Here is an 18249-nt window from a genome sequence, read left to right on the forward strand (position 1 = left end):
TCGGTTTCGATCTATACCCTTAACGGATAAATAAGTAAGTGCTGGTATAGTAAAAATCCCTCTCCTTTGGAGAGGGATTTAGGGTGAGTCCAATCATAGATAACCGATACGATTACTGATTTACTCAGCTGCCTATTTTGCCAGATACACGGGCAGCATACGACTCAAGTTTACCAACTTCCTGGTCGATCATCCACAAACCAACGCCTTCTTCACCAATGATGTCAAAGATTTCAACGGCTCTGCGGGCGAGCGTTTCTTCTTCACGTTGTTCATTCACATACCACTGTAAGAAGTTGAACGTTGCAAAATCCTTGATCTGCAAACACTGATCAACGATATCATTAATAGATTTAGTCACCTCAATTTCATGATGCAATACTGATTCAAAAACTTCGCGCAAGCTGTTGAAAGAATGTTTGATACCGGAGATCTCAGGTTGAAGAGCATGTCCACCGGCAGCATTAACATAACGGAACAGCTTCAACATATGGGTGCGTTCTTCTTCCGAATGCTTGTAGAGAAATTCAGCTGAGATTTCAAATCCCTGTGTATCACACCATGAAGCCATGGAAAGATAAGCAGCAGAAGATTTTCCTTCCATCACGATCTGTTTGTTCAACAATGCCTCAATCTCTGTTGTTATAGAGCGGGCAGGAGTATACGACTGTTTTTTCATATTCATAGTTGTGCTTTTATAATGCAAGCAACTTAGCAAAGTAAGTTGAATGCTTTGAATAGTAGAGTCATTATACCCTTCAAAGGGCATTATTATCCCCTGAGCCGGTTAATCTAAAACTGGTCAGGTAGCCAGGTTGGCGGGAAGAAAAATACCTTTAAATGGGGGTAACTTTTAATCATCCTTGACTCTTATAACATTCCTGCTTACTTTTGTTTGGAATTAGTCTAAATAATTAAATGCGTTTCCCCGCTATTTATTGAGATGGACACGATGAATGATGACCTCACCGATTAGAATTTTAGTAGCGGATAACCAGCCCCTGACCTTGGCAGGACTCACTCACTTTTTATCTTCGCGTGAGGACACAAACATTCTTGGCGAAGTTTCTGAACGTGAGCAGCTTGCCCCTTTACTTTTAAAACATCAGCCCGATCTTCTGATAGCAGACTATAACCTCATGGGCTATGTTAGTAAAGATGATCTTCGGGTTGTAAAAGATATATCGCCTTCTACCCATATACTGGTTATCTCGGGTGATAATAATAAGGGAAGTATACTCGATGTGTTGCAACTCGGTATAAAAGGGTACCTGACAAAAGAATGTAGCCTCGAAGAGATTGCCATGGCTATTCACTCGACATCACGCGGTGAAAAATTTTATTGCCATAAGATTCTCGATATAATTATGGAGAAGCATTTCAGTCCCGAGCAGGAGAACTCAGATGCAACTATACTCACTACCCGCGAGACAGAAATACTGACCCTGATCGCGCAAGGCAAATCAACACAAACTATAGCTGACGACCTCCATCTCAGCCCCCACACAGTACAAACCCATCGCAAGAGTATAATTCGAAAACTCAACATCAAATCCCCAACGGAATTCGTGATCTACGCGATAGACTTTGGTTTGATAAAGCCAAAGTAATGGGCAGAACAAGCCTGAGACGCGTAGTCTTTCATCAGTAGTTTATCGCCAAATCTATAGGTGTAAGAGCTATATATATACCTACTCACAGTTCTGCAACCATTCTTTGGAGTAAGAAATTCATGGAGCATATACCTTCAACCTACCACAAATTTCCAGTAGCTCAGCGTTGATAACTCCGGTTCATTCAAAATATAGCGTCTCAACCTCCCGCGAAACAGCTAGCAGTCAGTAGTTAGAAGCTCACAAGTTATATACCCTCCATCAGGTATCACTTATCGATCTATACTATACTGCAGCATAGTCTCATGCGGGTATGTAAAAAATGCCCATTGCAGGCGATTGACGTCAGGTACATGATCAGTATACTTTTGTTTAGAATTAATCTAAACAACAGATGAAACGATTCACCAAGTATATCCTATTTTCGATCACACTCTTCTATAGTACTGCGCATGCACAACAACGGATCATCACAGCAGGAAGTGCTCTCACTGAAACTGTATGTGCCCTGGGAGATTGCGACAAAATTATAGCATCGGATCGCACCAGTCTTTACCCGGCCAGTATTCAACAACTGCCTTCTATAGGCTATCGCACCGGCATCAATGCAGAAGGTATTATTAGTCTGAAGCCTACATTAATTATAGCAGAGAAGGATTATGTAGACGATGCTGTGCTTCAACAACTGGCTGCCAGCGGCATTAAGTTGGTGATCGTGGATCGTAAGCTCAATGTTAATGAGACGAAAAAATTCATACTACAAATTGCTATAGCATTAAATCGTGAAGCAGAAGGAAAAAAACTGATCGCCAAGATCGAGAGTGAACTGGCAGAGGCAAACGCCATGCTGAAGAAGACAACCTCTTCACCGAAAGTTATCAGTATATATAATCGTGGCACAGCAACGGTAAGTGTGGCTGGCAAGAATACCTTCGGAGATATACTGGCCTATGTGGGAGCGACCTCTGCTGTGAATGATATAGAAGGATACAAGCCTTTGAATACCGAAGCATTGATCACGGCAAATCCAGATTACCTGCTCATGTTATCGACAGGTTTGGAAAGCATTGGTGGTATAGACGGTGCTCTGAAAGTTCCCGGTATAGCACAGACTACTGCCGGTAAGAAAAAACAGATCATTGCCATTGAAAGTCTCAAGCTTACCAACTTTGGTCCTCGTTTCGGCGAAGCTGTGAAAGAATTGGTTGTGCTTCTTCACCCTGAACTTCGCGCAAAATAGTTCGTCATGAATCTCGCTTTGACTATACGCGACTATCGGACTACTTTCATTTTGACCGGACTTGGGCTAAGTCTCTTTGCTGTGGTTTTGTTTTCGCTAACCATCGGTGCAGTTTCTATACCGGTAAAAGATGTTGCTGTTATTATACTGCAGAAGATCGGTTTGTTTAAAAGTATAGAAGTCGATGGCATGTATGAAATTGTGTTGTCGACCATTCGTATACCGCGTATTATCATGACGATTCTGATTGGCGCATCGCTAGGGATCAGTGGCGCTGCACTTCAGGGATTATTCAGAAATCCATTAGTCGAACCGAGTTTGATCGGTGTATCCGGAGGTTCAGCTTCTGCTGTCGTGCTGTTCATCGTATTTGGCGGACCGGCAGTAATGGATATTACAGGATGGATATATAATGCTATGCTGCCTATGCTTGCTTTTGCAGGAGGGTTGTTGGCAACATTTATAGTATTACGATTAAGCAGTCAGTCAGGTCGTACAAATATAGCGGTGCTGGTGCTGACGGGCGTTGCCATCAACGCACTGGCTGGAGCAATTATAGGGCTCTCGATTTTTTATGCAGATGAAAATCAATTAAGAACTTTCACTTTCTGGACTTTGGGTGATTTGGGTGGCGCATCATGGAGCAAGCTTATGATTGCGTCACCTTTATTAATCTCTTCTTCTCTTGGATTGATGTTCTTCTCATCCTCACTCAACGCCCTTGCGTTGGGCGAGGCCGAAGCCTATCACGTAGGTGTAAATGTAGAGCATACCAAGCGGATCGTGATATTTCTCGCTGCACTATCGGTAGGGGTAAGCGTTTCACTTGCCGGCATGATCGGATTTATAGGATTGATTGTGCCGCACGTCATTCGGGTCTCATTTTATGCCGACAATAAATTGGTGTTACCGGCATCTATACTCGGTGGTGCATTGCTGTTGGTGCTTGCAGATGTTATCGCGCGCACAATTGTAACACCGTCAGAACTCCCTATAGGCGTTGTAACGGCACTCATTGGCGCGCCTTTCTTTATCGGTTTATTGTTGAATGCCAAACGTAAAAACGAATTGTGATGTACTCTGCCAGCAATATATCTTTTCGTGTTCGTGACAAAGTCATTCTACAGAATATACACCTGAATATAGAGCCTGGTACATTTACCGCCATTGTCGGACCCAATGGTGCAGGTAAAAGTACATTACTAAAAGTGATGACGCAGGAGCACACGCATTATCTGGGTGACGTAACCATCAACGGTAAGGCTGCACGTTCCTTTACTCCCCGGGAACTTTCATGGGTTCGCGCAGTATTGCCACAAATCACAACGGTACAGTTTACTTTTTCGGTTGAGCAGATTGTTATGCTCGGAAGGCACGGACATCATTCCACCAAAAAAGAAAATGCAGATATACTCGAAGAAGTAATGGAGCTCACCGGCATCGGTGCGTTCCGTGGACGAAACTTTCTTACATTATCTGGAGGTGAGCAGCAACGTGTTCAGCTTGCGAGAGTACTGGCACAGGTATGGGAAGAAACCGTATACCCCCGCTATATATTGCTCGATGAACCAACCAGCAGTCTGGACATCGCACAGCAACAACTCATTTTTAGTCTCGCGAAGAAAGTCTGCGAACGCAACATTGGTGTGATGGCGATCATTCATGATTTGAATCAGGCCGTTCAATTTGCGGATCACCTATACTTTTTGCGCAATGGAAATATAGTAGCATCCGGAGATGCACAGCAGGTATTTACCAAATCCAACATTGAGGAAACATTTTGTTGTCGGGTCAATGTATACCTCGATCCGTGTAACAACTGTCCCTATATAATCCCGGAACGAACGGCCAGTCATCTGGCTATAAACAAGTAAAGCAAGTGCTATTAAAATCTACCTGATATATACATCTAAACATACACATACAAATGAATACTATAGCTGAAAGTAAATCATCATCCTTACGCGAAGCCTGGAGAGGCATTCAGCAGGCAAAGCCGGGTATCCGAATTCGCGAAGCGGCGAAAGACCTGGGTGCAAGTGAAGCAGAGCTTCTGGCGACAAAGGCTGGCGAAGGTGTTGTGCGACTGCAAGGCCCATGGCCTGAATTACTCAAGAGCTTTAAGACACTGGGTAAAGTGATGTCGCTTACACGCAATGATGCCTGTATACTTGAACATAAAGGACCTTTCCAGGATGTCAATGTTACTGGCGATGGACCTCGTGCCATGGCCACTGTTATAGGGCCGGTTGAAACACGGGTATTCTTTCATGCATGGCACGTTGCCTTTGCTGTTACGGAAGAGAAGTCAGACCGCATATTGAAAAGTATACAAGTATTTGATAAATCCGGTGAGGCTGTAACAAAGATATATTTACAAGAGAAGAGTGACGAAGAAGCGTATAGAAGCATCATTGAAGAATTCCGTTCACCGGATCAAAGTGCTGAACTCGAAGTTGAGCCCTATACGATAGACCCACTGAACGGTCCACAAGATCGTGAAGCCTTTCTTAAAGAGTGGAGTGAACTGAAGGACACGCATGATTTCTTTGGCATGTTGCGCAGGCACAAAGTACACCGCTATCATGCACTGGAATTAGGCAGCGGAAAATTTACATACCAGGTAGATGCGCAAATCACACCTAAGCAAATTCTGGACAGTGCTTCGTCTACAAAATTGCCGATCATGATCTTTGCCGGAAATCGTGGCAATCTTCAAATCCATCAAGGTAAAGTAAGAACCATTCGTGTATTGGAACGCGGTCATGCCGGCCCTGAACATTGGCTAAATATACTCGACCCTGATTTCAACATGCACATGCGCATGGACTTCGTGTATAGCGCGTGGGTCGTGCAGAAGCCTACAACGGAAGGGCTGGTGACTTCTGTAGAGCTTTTTGATCGGGAGAAAAATATGATCGCGCAATTCTTTGGCTTGCGCAAGCCCGGCATTCCTGAAAGAGAGGAGTGGAGAGAAGTAGTGAAGAATCTGCGGGCACTTTAAAATGAAAACCACGAATATAGTTTGGTATATACTGGTACGCTGCTATAGGCCATTCCTGTCGGGCATGAAAGCGATGGCCATAGCAGCGGGCATCCTGGTATGCATGAGCACTCGGGCTCATGCACAGGATTCGCTCACCATCAAAGAGCTTGCTGAAATTGTAGTAACGGCTACGCGCAGTGAACGTGCTTTAGCAGAACTGCCCGTACCGGTTACAATCATCCAGCAAAAACAAATTGCCAGCATGGGGGCGTTGCGTCTCAATGAGGTACTGGGCGAGCAAACCGGATTGTCGATTGTATCGGATCATGGAAGCGGTATACAAATGCAAGGCTTTTCGCCTGAGTATACGCTTATTCTTGTGGATGGCGAACCGCTCATCGGGCGCACCGCTGGTACGCTTGAACTGAATCGAATTGCAGTTGCTAACATCAAGCAGGTTGAAATTATGAAGGGGCCAAGTTCAAGCCTATACGGATCGGAAGCCTTGGCAGGAGTGATCAATATCATTACCGAAAGACCAAATGGTGTGAATGGAACGATCACCTCACGCTATGGTACGAATGAGACATCTGACTTTTCAGCAACGCTGAATTACCAGAAGAATAAATTGGGAGCATATGCTTTTGCCGACCGGTATAGCACGAAGGGATACGATCTCTCACCGGATACAGAAGGCAGCACGGTGAGCCCGTTTACAAACTATACATTTCAGTCCAAGGTCACCTACGATTTTACGAATCGATTAAAGTTTTCCTTGTCGGGAAGGTATTTTACAGAAGAGCAAAAGAGCATCACCGACATTGGTACAACGGAACCGGTGCTATTAAATGGCAGCGGTAATGTTGATGACTGGAATGTTAATCCGGTGGTCTCCTATACTTTCTCCGAAAAGTTAAAGACAACATTCCGGTTGTATGGATCAAAATATAGCACCACCTCAATCCAGAAATACCAGGGCGATGGCGCTATATATGATGAAACCTATTTTGATCAAACATTTACCCGTCCTGAAATCCAGACCGAGTATTTTCTGAATGCGAAAAATATACTCACGCTGGGCTTCGGAAGAATATGGGAGAGTGTTGAAGCAACGCGGTACGATGATAAGATGAAGTATCAGACAAATTATGTCTACGCTCAATATGAGTGGCAGCCCATGTCTAAGCTTAATCTGTTATTGGGTGGCAGGTATGATGACCACAGTGCGTATGGTTCTCAGTTCAGCCCCAAGCTTTCTGCGCAGTACGATGTGAATTCCTGGCTTGCTATACGCGGATCGTTTGGTGTAGGTTTCAAAGCACCGGATTTCCGACAGCTATACCTCAACTTTACGAATGCAACGGTGGGCTATACGGTGTTGGGTTCCCGCGAATTGGCAGCCGGTATAACCCGGTTACAAGCCGAGGGACAGATCGAAGAGGTTTTGGTTGATCCATCAACGTTTGGAGAAATTAAAGCAGAAACATCGCGCGCCTATAATGCAGGTATAAAGCTGCAGCCTTTCAAGCGATCTTTCCTCACTGTAAATGTATTCCGGAATGATGTAAAGGATCTGATCGATACAAAGCCTGTAGCACGAAAGGTAAATCAGCAATATGTATATAGTTACTATAATGTCGCTAAGGTCTATACGCAAGGTATAGAAGCCGAAGCCACCTATAATCTTTCTAACAAGATAAATTTTTCACTGGGCTATCAACTCCTGATTGCAAAAGACAAACAAGTTATTGATCAGTTGAAAGCAGGAGAGGTTTATGCCCGTGATCCTCAAACAAATGTAACCAGGCGCGTGCGGGAAAGTGACTATGGCGGATTGTTCAACCGGTCGCGGCACATGCTCAATGCAAAAATATTTTATGAAGATGTGGAAACCGGCTGGACTGCGAGTGTCCGTGCTATGTATCGCGGCCGGTATGGGTTTGCCGATACAAACAACAACGTAATACTCGATGATGACAGTGAATATGTAGAAGGCTATGTTGTTTACAACGTATCCGTAGGTAAAACATTTCTCAAGGTCTTCAAGGCACAGGCAGGCTGTGATAACCTGTTCAATTATACCGATCGTCAATATATACCATCGCTTCCCGGGCGTCTCCTCTGGGCAAGCATTGCAGTCACGTTGTCGGGAAAAGGAGACTCCAAAAAATAATCAGAACTATCTTAAACTATAAACTATAAATAAAAATGAAGTACGTATTTAATCTGAATGTAGCATTACTTTTTTTTGCTTTTGTGTTGATAACAAGCTGTGACGATGATGATGAAAATGAAGTAACGAAGCTTGAGGCTACTGCGACCGTTGACCTGGATGCTGTGAGCTCAAGTAAATTTACGTTGTTCAGTTTTGAAGACAATGCTGTGGTAGCCAACACAGACAGTATATCTACCAAATGGGACATTGGGTTCCGGGGTACAACGATTATACTCAACGGTGGAACCAGTGGTCCAGGCCTTGCATCGGGACAAATTGTTTCTGGAATTTTTGATGAGCTGCTGGAAGCCCCTGCAACAGGATATGCTTCTGACTCTGAAAGCAAAGCTATTACAGGTAGTGGCGGCTGGTATACCTATACCGGTACAACGGCTGTTCCCAACCATGCTATACTTCCTATAGCCGGCAAAGTTCTGGTATTGAAAACAGCTGACGGAAAGTATGTGAAGATGGAGATCATCAGTTACTATAAAGGTAATCCGGATACGACAACCTCTACTTTTGCGGACCTGAACACACGTCCGGCATCACGTTACTATACGTTTAATTTTATTTATCAGCCTGACGGCACCACCAACTTCGAGACAACGAAGTAAGCAGTATATCGGGCAACGGCCAGGTTACGAACAGGTATATATACAGAAGAATTTGTTAACAAGATCCTCTCAACGACTATACATATGCACCAAAGATCAAACCTTGAAATAATCACAGAATCATTAAACGGTTATGTGAGCCGTTGCCTGTGTTGCCACGAATATAATATAGGCTATAAAAACGTGTTGCTTGTTTTCGATGAAGAAGCTATGCTCCGTTTTTTCGATTGGGTAATCTCTAACCGGCAGTCCCTTGAAAATTATCAGCCGCTGCCACATGGTCGCAACCGGATATTCTCTAGTCCACACAGCAACCTTTTTCTGGTGTATAGTGATGAAGAGATTGATGAACTGGCTGATCTTTTTGCTGAGATCCAAATCGTGCTGGAAGCCAGAAGGCTGGTGAATTGTAATAAAGATGCATCGGATTCTTCCTGTGATATGAATGGTAACAGCATGAATTAGTTTTCGCTCTTCTCTGTCGGATATTTTAATGCCTGGTTTTTAGGTATTGTAAAAATACATTTTGAGATTATTTCAATCGATAACTGCCCTTTATAAGTGATGCTATATACCCTGTATAGGGTAGTGATAATTCACCGGTCAAAGCGATTGCGACCGGACAGACACTGGTTTTACTTTTGAGTCCATTTAAAATGATTCTAAATAATCAATGAACGCTCAGTACTTAAATTTTAAAGCAACCTTATCGATGCTGTTGATCGGTATATCGCTGTTGGCTCAGGCGCAGCAGCACGGATCAATCAGCGGAACAATTACTACGGCAGATGGTAAGCCTGCTGAATTTGTAAACGTCATAATCGTAGGAACAAATAAAGCTACCAACACCGATACCAACGGAAAATTTGAAATAAAAAGAGTTACTCCAGGCTCCTATATATTACAAGTAAGCTTCATCGGTTTTGATCCCAAGGAGCAAAGTGTTGAAGTTACTGCAGGACAGAATACAACTGCTCAATTTGTGCTGAACGAAACCTCACAGGAACTTGACGCGGTTGAAGTGCATGGCGAACGTATTAATAAATTTACCCGTAATGAAAGTGATTACGTTTCTAAAATGCCATTGAAGAACCTGGAAAATCCACAGGTATATACTACGATCTCAAAAGAACTATTAGCCGATCAGTTGGCTTTCTCTGTTGATGATGCCATGAAGAATGCTCCCGGATTAACAAAGATGTGGGATGCTACAGGAAGAAGTGGTGATGGAGGAAGTTACTATAACTTGCGTGGCTTTATTGTACAAAGTCAGTTGCGAAATGGTATAGCAGGAAATGTATCCAGCAAAATAGATGCTGTTAACCTGGAGAAAATTGAAGTAATAAAAGGACCTTCCGCTACGCTGTTTGGAAATGCGTTGACTTCCTATGGTGGGTTGATTAACCGTGTTACGAAGAAGCCTTACTTAGGAATGGGTGGAGAGGTAACGTATGCTACCGGCAGCTTTGGATTCAATCGCGTAAGCGCAGATTTCAATACGCCATTGGATGAAGAGAAGAATGTACTTCTCCGGATAAACACTGCCTATAATTATAATGGAAGTTTCCAGGACAATGGATTCGCGAAGACTTTTGCTTTTGCTCCAAGTTTGTCCTATAGAGTAGACGAAAAGTTGTCCTTCAACTTTGATGCTGAATTTTTTACGGGTCAGAATACAGGATTGTCTGTATACTTTTTTCCATGGGGACAGACCATCGCATCCATGGGTGTAGACCGTGCTGATGAACTCAGTGTCGACTATAAACGCTCGTATGCAAATGAAGATCTATACCAGACTTCCAGGAACATTAACTTCTTCGGACAAATGAACTATAAGATCTCGGATACCTGGCAATCACAAACAAACTTTACTTCAACAAGCAGCTACTCCGATGGTCCTTCGCCTTATTTCTATCTGCTCTCGAACGCTTCTGTTACGGGCAATCCAAATGATATAGGCGCTGACTATATATCGCGCAATGATCAATTTACAGACAACAGCACCGATCGCGTCTTCGAATTCCAACAGAATTTCATCGGTGAGTTTTCCATCGGTAATATGAGGAACCGTTTTGTGGGGGGGCTTGATTTCTTCTATAAAAACTCAGATCAATTCTTCTCCGGTGGTACACTGGATACTGTAAACGTAACGGAGCCGATTCCTAACTACCGGAATTTTAACCGCACCAATATGGATGCCATCTATATAAATGGCGGTGCGAGCTTTGTATACCCTTCAATTTTCAAAACCTATACCTATAGCGCGTATGTTTCCGATGTGTTGAACATTACCGATAACCTCATCGTGTTGGCAGCGTTGCGCATCGATCATTTCGATAATAAAGGAACCTTCGATGAAACTACCGGAAGTATATTTGAAGGAACGGCATATAGCCAAACTGCATTGGCACCTAAATTAGGTGTTGTATTCCAACCTGTAAAAGATAGAGTATCTTTGTTCGCTAATTATCAGAATGGATTTACGAATAAGAGCGGAACATCGGTTGGTGGTAAATCATTTAAGCCTGAGCAGGCAAACCAGTTGGAAGGTGGTATTAAGTTGGATGCCATGGGAGGAAAGCTAAGCGGTACAATCAGTTATTATGACATCCAGGTGCAAGATCTTATACGGTCGGATGCTCAAAACCCTGGTTTTTCAATTCAGGATGGAACGCAGGTAAGTAAAGGTATAGAAGCGGAAGTTGTTGCCAGCCCCATTCAAGGGTTGAATATTATAGCAGGTTTCGCTTATAATGATTCAGAAATGAAAAAATCTGAAGAAGATGTTGCCGGTCTCAGACCAAGCACCGCGAGCTCTCCTTACGCTGCTAATTTCTGGGCGAGCTATAGCTTTCAAACCGGAGCCATTAAAGGACTTGGCTTTGGCTTTGGCGGAAATTATGCCAGCGATAACAAAGTCATTAACAGTAAGAGTATAGGAGTGTTTACTTTGCCTGCCTATACTGTATTGAACGCTTCTCTATATTACGATCATAGTAAATACAGAGTTGGATTGAAAGTAGATAACCTGACAGACGAGCACTACTGGATCGGTTATTCGACTGTAAACCCGCAAAAATTAAGAAGTGTTACCGGAAGTATAACCTATAGATTTTAAGTATGACTTTTAAGAAAGTTTTTGGCAAACTTCACCTCTGGCTCGGACTAACGTCCGGGCTAGTGGTTTTTATAATAGCGATCACCGGGTGTATATATGCTTTCCAGGCTGAAATCCAGGATGCTACACAGCCGTATCGTTATGTTGAAGTTCAGGATAAACCATCGTTGCCACCTTCAACATTGAAGGCCATTGCCGAAAAAGAATTACCAGGAAAGAAGATCCATGCAGTGCTCTATGCCAAACCGGGTAGAGCAGCACAAGTTATCTTTTTTAACATAGACCCTCAGTACTATTACTTTGTATACCTGAATCCTTATACAGGCGAAGTGTTAAAAGTAAGTGATGAAAATGCAGGCTTCTTCCGCTTCGTGCTCATGGGGCATTTTTATCTCTGGCTGCCAGAGAATATTGGTCAGCCCGTTGTAGCTTCTGCTACACTTATCTTTGTTGTCATGCTCATCTCCGGAATTATACTCTGGTGGCCACGCAACAAGGCCGCAGCAAAGCAACGCTTTAGTATCAAGTGGAGTGCTCGTTGGAGAAGGAAGAATTACGACCTGCACAATGTATTAGGTTTTTATGCAAGCTGGATTGCCATAATTCTTGCCGTAACCGGTTTAGTGTGGGGGTTCCAGTGGTTCGCCAAAGGAGTATATACTTTGACGGGAGGAGAGAAGTCGCTGGTGTATGTGGAACCTGCTTCCGATACAACGCATAGGGTACAGGCCGGCATGCCGGTTATAGATCAGATCTGGATCAGAATGAGGGCAGAGCATCCAAACGCAGAGGTTATGGAAGTACACGTTCCGGAGACCAAAGCATCGTCCCTGGTAATTACCATCAATACAGATGAGACTACGTATTGGAAAACAGACTACAGATACTTCGATCAGTATTCATTGAAAGAGCTTTCTGTAGATCATGTTTACGGAAGATTGGCAGAAGCGACTGCAGCGGATAAACTTACGCGGATGAATTATGACATTCACGTGGGGGCCATTATCGGTTTATCGGGAAAGACCCTCATGTTCTTTGCAAGTCTGATCTGCGCTAGTCTGCCCATAACGGGCTGCTATATATGGTGGGGAAGGAGAAAGAAAAAAGCAAATGAACTGGAGGAAGAAGAGGCTACGACAGTCAACACAGCAAAAACAGTTCAGTCATTTGCGCGCCCGGTCATTACTCCGGCAAGAGCAAAGTCGGAGGCGAAGGTATAGATCGCAATCCTGCCAGTCTTCGTGTGAGAGGTGAAGATGTATGATCGGCATCTCTCTTGTTAATTTCATTTAAGAATTCTTATCCATTTGAGTGATGAGTCGCTTCAGCGCGAAGTGATTATTGCTCTGTTGCTGTTCCCAAAATGCAACTTTTTAAAACAATTCCGTCTCTTTTTGGGCAATGCGATTCAGCATCTGACCAGCAGAATTTTTTGATAGATCACCAAGCAAACGATCCAAAGAAGCACTTTTTGATATTTCGCAAGACCGTTTCTAATCACGGTGACAAACGGAATGCCATTGACTTTTTGATTTAGAAGACAACGATTGGACAATGTTCGGATCACTTCAATGCGTGGAGTAAGGTATTGTTAGATTTTGAGTGTTTACAAAACTGGCTGACTTCTTGCAGAACTGCCTGATGTACTAGAAAACGCTAAAATTTAAACATTTTATACTATGGACGGGCATATTTTTGCATGCTTATCAAAGAAGCAGTATAATTACCGAAGCATGAAGAGATCTTTAGTCATTTTGCTTTTCCTACTGATTCAGATAACTGGATATTCCCAGACCCATAAATTTCAATCAGTCTTTATTTATAGCTTTACGCGCTATATACAATGGCCAGATGCTTATAATCAAGGAGACTTTGAAATCCTTGTACTGGGTGATTCGCCAATCGTTGATGAACTAAAGAACATGGCGCTGTCCAAAAAAGTAAATGGTGATCGTACCATCAAGGTCACAAAGATCAATGGCCTTAATGAAATTCGAAAATGTAATATTTTATACGTTCCCTCGAATAAGTCTTCTCAAATCGACAACGTCCTCACCAAAGTTAGTGCTCAATCTATATTGGTCGTTACAGAAGAACCTGGACTTGGGCTTAAGGGAAGTAATATCAATTTTATCGTGAAAGATGGTAAATTAGCCTTCGAATTAAATCAGGCCGCTATTGCCAAGAAAAATCTAAGAATAAGCAATGAATTGTCGCGTCTGGCAATCATGATCTAATACCTACCTATGGAAGAAAAAGAAAAAAGTAAATTTCGCTTTCGACTAACCATCGGGAATAAAATACTCGGTGGTTTTCTCATTCTGATAGTTCTGTTTGTTGTGAACGGTGCTATAATTTTTTGGAAAGGAAACGAGATTAACAATGTCGTTAACAGCTCAAGCTTGATTTATCGTCCTTCACAAGATGCTATTAAAGAGTTTGTGTTGCTTGTAACCCGCTCCAAAATGCTGGTTACAAACTGGGTATATCTCCAAACCAACCAGGAAGACAAGAATGCATTGCGTCAGCTTCAGGATTATGATTATCCTGCTTTGCGCGATCGGATTACCAAGCTCATGCCCACTTGGGAGAGTGACAGTCAACGCGCCTGGATGGATACTGTATTCCTGAAGTTTGATACCCTGATCAACGAAGTACAGAAGAAGTCAGTAATGGCAAACCTTCAGTCATTCGAAAACTATGAAGATCCACTCACCAAGTTGCTGGCGGAAGATGCTGTAGAGAGCCAGGTTATACCGCGTACTACAGATCTGATCAACCGCCTGAATCGTATTGCCAGAAAGCAGGATGATGTAACGGAGCGATCAGATGTTGAGATTAAGGACTCCATCAAAAGTCTTCAGACCTATACATTGGTACTGGGCTCAAGTATTATTCTTATCGGATTACTCAGTGCGTTGTTCTTGCGGAGAAGCATTACACGTCCTGTTAACTTCCTCAAGAATGTCGTTATAAAACTTGGTAAAGGTGAGTTGATAGAAGAGAAGGGAACTCAATTTAGCAACGATGAGATTGGAGAGATGGCAACCGCCATGGACAATCTTGTAACGGGCTTGAAGTCTACCAGTTTGTTTGCTGAAAATATCGGAGGCGGAAATTACCAAATGGAGTTTAAACCTCTGAGTGAACACGATGTGTTGGGCAACTCGTTGATCAACATGCGTAACAACCTTTCCAAAGTTTCGGAAGATGACAAGAAACGTAACTGGGCTACGGAAGGTCTTGCCAGATTTGGTGAACTTCTTCGTACCAATAACAATGACCTTGCAAAGCTTTCAGATGAAATTATAGGAAGCCTGGTAAAATATTTAAAAGCAAACCAGGGCGCTCTATATATCGTGGACGATGCGAGTGCTGATGAAGAACAGACCATGTCTATGAAGGCGTGTTATGCCTGGGATAAAAAGAAATTCTTGAATCATAAGATCTATAAAGGTGAAGGCCTTGCAGGTCAAGCCTGGCAGGAAGGCGATACAGTTTACCTGACGGAAGTTCCTCAGAACTATGTTCGTATAGTATCCGGATTAGGAGATGCAAACCCCACCAGTGTATTGATTGTGCCGTTGAAGGTGAACGATCAGATTTTTGGTGTGGTAGAAATTGCATCCTTCATTGAATTCCAGGACTTTGAAATTGAGTTTGTACAAAAGATAGCAGAGAGTATAGCATCTACTATATCTTCTGTAAAGGTCAACGCACGTACGCAACGCCTGCTCGAAGAATCTCAGGAGATGACCGAACAGATGCGAGCACAGGAAGAGGAGATGCGTCAGAATATGGAAGAGCTCCAGGCTACACAGGAAGAAATGCAGCGTAGTCAGGCGGAAACCGAAAGTACCCTGAATGCGATTCACGGCTCTCTCGCTGTGGCCGAGTATAACACGGATGGTTCTATCATGAAGATAAACAGCAACTTCCTGGAGATCTTCGGGTATACTCAGGATGAAATCCTGGGTGAACACCACAGAATCCTTACGACAAAAGAAGAGAAGAACAGTGATGAATATCGCCAGTTCTGGAGAGACTTAAGCGCGGGGTATCCTAAAAAAGGAACGCACAAGCGTATCAATAGAAAAGGAGAGATTATCACCATTCGCTCAAGCTTTTCACCAATCAAGAGTCGTTCAGGTGAAGTAGTGAAGATTATGGAGATTGCTTACGAACTAAAGTAAGCTGGTATACTATAGATAATAAAAAAGGGAGCAAGTAGCTCCCTTTTTTATTGCAGTAACATGTGTGTTGTTGCACTGCCATAAAATATAGTACTATAAAACGTTCGATGAGTTGAAATAGTATTTGGAGAAGTAGGTGTTTGATGAAATAAAGTATAGATATACTAAAGAAGTATGTATAGTATACAAAAGCAAAAAAGCCCAGCGTCTCTGGGCTTTTTTGTTTTACCTAAACCTAAACCTATGAGAAGAATTACTCTACTCACTGTAATCTAACGTAGCATCCGCGGTGAGGTTTCAGGAGATGAAATATTTTCTTAAGATTTTTTCAGCTTGTGTTTAAACACTTTCCGGAACTTCTCAAGCTTCGGTTGAATCACGAAAGAACAGTATGGTGCATTACCATTTAAGCTATAGTAGTTCTGATGATAATCTTCCGCTTTGTAGAATACAGTATACGGACTTATCTCGGTAACAATCGGATTACTGTAAGCACCTGATTTATCCAGTTCTTGTTTATACTTTTCGGCCAGTTTTTTCTGCTCTTCATTGTGATAAAAAACCACTGATCGGTATTGGGTACCTTCATCTGCACCTTGGCGATTCAGTGTTGTGGGGTCGTGTGTTTTCCAGAATATCTCCAGCAATTCATCATACGAAACTTTTGTAGAGTCATAATGTACCTGGATAACCTCAGCATGTCCCGTAAGGCCACTGCATACTTCTTTATAGGTAGGGTTTTTTACCGCCCCTCCCGAATACCCGGATTCAACTTTTTCTACTCCTTCTACATTTTGAAAAACAGCTTCGGTGCACCAAAAGCATCCGGAGCCAAAGGTTGCCGTTGCAAGACCTTCTCTCACTGGTTCATTTGCCATAGTTGTTGTTGCTTGTTTACTTTTTTGTCCGCATGAACTGCCGGCAATCAAAAGAACGAATGCCAGCATACTGATACTAAACTTCATTTGCGTAATGGGTTTATATATGTACTTAACCTATTTACGTGCAAAATGGTTTAAACAGATGTTACCATTTGTCAGCCAGCGAACAGTTATACTTGATAGTAATTAAAGCTATACAAATAGCACTAGTAATTCTGATAAAACGAACGGATCGATGGTATCAGTTGATTATAGATTGGCTTTGTAAATTCCAGGAACAGATCCTGCGGGACTGGTGGCTGCTGCTCACGAAGCTTACACAGCGATAGTTGCTGATCGCTTAATGCGCGATCATCACCATTAAAGCGTGCCCACTGACTTACCCATACATACTCACCATTGAATTTACGATGTGTTAATACACCATTTGTTTTGCCATCAACGATCACCATGCTGAGCAGACCCGCAGACATAACTTCTTTCCTATAGGTTGTAAACTTTGCTTTCACAGTATTATAAACCGGTATATTCTTTCCGTTAACTTTTGCTTCACCTACTTTAACACTATCTCTGGTAACAACTTCTTCCTTTTCTTTCAATACAGAATTACCCACTGTGAAGTCATCAAACTGAATGCGCATAATGTGATCGGCATACGGAAGGCTTACCGACTTGGCTTCCTCCGGTGTATAGAATTTTATGAAGGTCTGCTCGGTATAGTTGTTGTGCAGAAACTCTTCGATTTTATCCTGGAAGAATCCACCACTCAAATTATACCGGGCGGGTACAGGTATTTGTTCTACGACAACTTTTAGCGTTGCTTCATCTTTTGCTTTGTCAAGATATTCAATCACATCTTTAAATCCGGGAACGTAGTTCTGCGCATCCGCGAAATTAAAGTAAGCGCGCTTGGCATCGTTGCGATTACCTTTCATCAACGCTTCTATACCAGCATTATAACTTTCATCAGCAGCCTTCTCTTTCAGCGGACCGATCTCGGTATAATAGTTAACCGGACTTTTAACAACCTTCATACATCCCGGGCACTGGCGGATTGCCTCATACATTTGGTTGATTGAGTTGTATGATTGAATTGCATTCTTCCATTTGAAATTCGTGTTGGATGCTATATCATTCTTCGCTTGCGTCTCAAAGAACTCTACGGCCAGCGGATAGGCATTCTTAAGCGTCTCCAGCGATTTGGAGTGATCCGGATTCTGACGCAGCCTGCTGACAGAGCGCATAACCGCTTCATAATAATCACCACGTTCATATGCTTTTTTACCGGAGCTACAGCCGGTAAGATGAAGAATGGCAGCGATGATGAGTGAAAGAGAGATGAGTAGACGTCCTGATTTCATATGTTAACCGGTAGAGTAATGTTGC

Annotated in this window: 15 protein-coding genes; 12 read left to right on the top strand and 3 right to left on the bottom strand. The window is 42.8% G+C overall.

Annotation, left to right across the window (positions count from 1 at the left end):
- Positions 1-124 precede the first annotated feature (124 nt).
- Positions 125-679, bottom strand: a complete 555-nt coding sequence (locus B5Y40_RS09815) for a ferritin (RefSeq protein WP_079687144.1) — start codon at positions 677-679, stop codon at positions 125-127.
- 277 nt (positions 680-956) lie between these two features.
- Between B5Y40_RS09815 and B5Y40_RS09820 the strand changes: the two genes are divergently transcribed.
- The 12 genes from B5Y40_RS09820 to B5Y40_RS09875 all read left to right on the top strand — a co-directional run bounded on the left by B5Y40_RS09820 (position 957) and on the right by B5Y40_RS09875 (position 15982).
- Positions 957-1610 carry a LuxR C-terminal-related transcriptional regulator gene (locus B5Y40_RS09820; protein ID WP_079686497.1) on the top strand — a complete coding sequence of 218 codons (654 nt, stop codon included), beginning with the start codon at positions 957-959 and terminating at the stop codon, positions 1608-1610.
- A 397-nt stretch (positions 1611-2007) separates the two neighbouring features.
- Positions 2008-2853, top strand: coding sequence for a heme/hemin ABC transporter substrate-binding protein (locus B5Y40_RS09825; RefSeq protein WP_079686498.1), 846 nt, complete (start codon positions 2008-2010; stop codon positions 2851-2853).
- Positions 2854-2859: 6 nt separating this feature from the next.
- Entirely contained in the window at positions 2860-3927 is a 1068-nt protein-coding gene (locus B5Y40_RS09830; protein WP_079686499.1) for a FecCD family ABC transporter permease, read from the top strand.
- A complete protein-coding gene (locus B5Y40_RS09835; RefSeq protein WP_079686500.1) occupies positions 3927-4727 on the top strand; it encodes a heme ABC transporter ATP-binding protein in 801 nt (266 codons plus the stop codon). The genes B5Y40_RS09830 and B5Y40_RS09835 overlap by 1 nt, the downstream gene beginning before the upstream one ends.
- 53 nt (positions 4728-4780) lie before the next feature.
- Positions 4781-5857 (top strand): hemin-degrading factor, encoded by a 1077-nt coding sequence (locus tag B5Y40_RS09840; protein ID WP_079686501.1) that lies wholly within the window; start codon positions 4781-4783, stop codon positions 5855-5857.
- Position 5858: 1 nt separating this feature from the next.
- A complete protein-coding gene (locus tag B5Y40_RS09845; protein ID WP_245840507.1) occupies positions 5859-8012 on the top strand; it encodes a TonB-dependent receptor plug domain-containing protein in 2154 nt (717 codons plus the stop codon).
- Positions 8013-8047: 35 nt separating this feature from the next.
- A complete protein-coding gene (locus B5Y40_RS09850) occupies positions 8048-8671 on the top strand; it encodes an HmuY family protein (RefSeq protein WP_079686502.1) in 624 nt (207 codons plus the stop codon).
- Positions 8672-8755: 84 nt separating this feature from the next.
- Positions 8756-9136 carry a DUF6686 family protein gene (locus tag B5Y40_RS09855; RefSeq protein ID WP_079686503.1) on the top strand — a complete coding sequence of 127 codons (381 nt, stop codon included), beginning with the start codon at positions 8756-8758 and terminating at the stop codon, positions 9134-9136.
- Positions 9137-9344: 208 nt separating this feature from the next.
- Positions 9345-11789, top strand: a complete 2445-nt coding sequence (locus tag B5Y40_RS09860; RefSeq protein ID WP_079686504.1) for a TonB-dependent receptor — start codon at positions 9345-9347, stop codon at positions 11787-11789.
- A 2-nt stretch (positions 11790-11791) separates the two neighbouring features.
- Positions 11792-13009, top strand: coding sequence for a PepSY-associated TM helix domain-containing protein (locus B5Y40_RS09865; protein ID WP_079686505.1), 1218 nt, complete (start codon positions 11792-11794; stop codon positions 13007-13009).
- Positions 13010-13522: 513 nt separating this feature from the next.
- On the top strand, positions 13523-14026 hold the full coding sequence (locus tag B5Y40_RS09870) for a YfiR family protein (RefSeq protein ID WP_159453646.1): 504 nt from the start codon (positions 13523-13525) through the stop codon (positions 14024-14026).
- 9 nt (positions 14027-14035) lie between these two features.
- Positions 14036-15982, top strand: a complete 1947-nt coding sequence (locus B5Y40_RS09875) for a GAF domain-containing protein (protein ID WP_079686507.1) — start codon at positions 14036-14038, stop codon at positions 15980-15982.
- A gap of 317 nt (positions 15983-16299) precedes the next feature.
- Here B5Y40_RS09875 and msrA read toward each other — a convergent pair whose 3' ends face one another.
- Together msrA and B5Y40_RS09885 are read right to left on the bottom strand one after the other, a co-directional pair.
- Positions 16300-16947, bottom strand: coding sequence for a peptide-methionine (S)-S-oxide reductase MsrA (gene msrA / locus B5Y40_RS09880; protein ID WP_079686508.1), 648 nt, complete (start codon positions 16945-16947; stop codon positions 16300-16302).
- Between the two features lie 122 nt (positions 16948-17069).
- Positions 17070-18224 carry a hypothetical protein gene (locus tag B5Y40_RS09885; protein WP_185145721.1) on the bottom strand — a complete coding sequence of 385 codons (1155 nt, stop codon included), beginning with the start codon at positions 18222-18224 and terminating at the stop codon, positions 17070-17072.
- Between the last annotated feature and the right edge of the window lie 25 nt (positions 18225-18249).

Origin of the sequence: Ohtaekwangia koreensis (assembly GCF_900167975.1) — a bacterium.
In the GTDB taxonomy this organism is placed as follows: domain Bacteria; phylum Bacteroidota; class Bacteroidia; order Cytophagales; family Cyclobacteriaceae; genus Ohtaekwangia; species Ohtaekwangia koreensis.